This is a genomic window from Ralstonia sp. ASV6 (assembly GCF_016429285.1).
GTDB lineage: Bacteria > Pseudomonadota > Gammaproteobacteria > Burkholderiales > Burkholderiaceae > Ralstonia > Ralstonia flaminis.
In genome coordinates this window covers 1-317 of sequence record NZ_JAELUI010000549.1, presented here as the reverse complement: position 1 = coordinate 317, position 317 = coordinate 1, and the positions used below count along the sequence as shown (strand labels likewise).

Below are 317 nucleotides of genomic sequence, written 5' to 3'. Positions count from 1 at the left end.
TCTCGCAGTCGTGCGCAGGGCGGCGCAGGGCTGGGCCTGAGCCTGTGTCAGACTATTGTTGCCGCGCATGGTGGCACCATTGAGGCCAGGCCCTCGCCGCTGGGCGGGCTCTGGATCATCATCCGCCCTGTCTCTTATACACATCTCCGAGCCCACGAGACATGGCGCCTGATCTCGTATGCCGTCTTCGGCTTGAACAGGGGGGGGGGGGGGGGGGGGGGGGGGGGGGGGGGGGGGGGGGGGGGGGGGGGGGGGGGGGGGGGGGGGGGGGGGGGGGGGGGGGGGGGGGGGGGGGGGGGGGGGGGGGGGGGGGGGGG

1 pseudogene is annotated in these 317 nt (G+C 77.0%); it reads left to right on the top strand.

Annotation, left to right across the window (positions count from 1 at the left end):
• Nucleotides 1-132, top strand: a pseudogene (locus JHD73_RS29405) (ATP-binding protein); the annotation flags it as partial.
• Nucleotides 133-317: the final 185 nt, after the last annotated feature.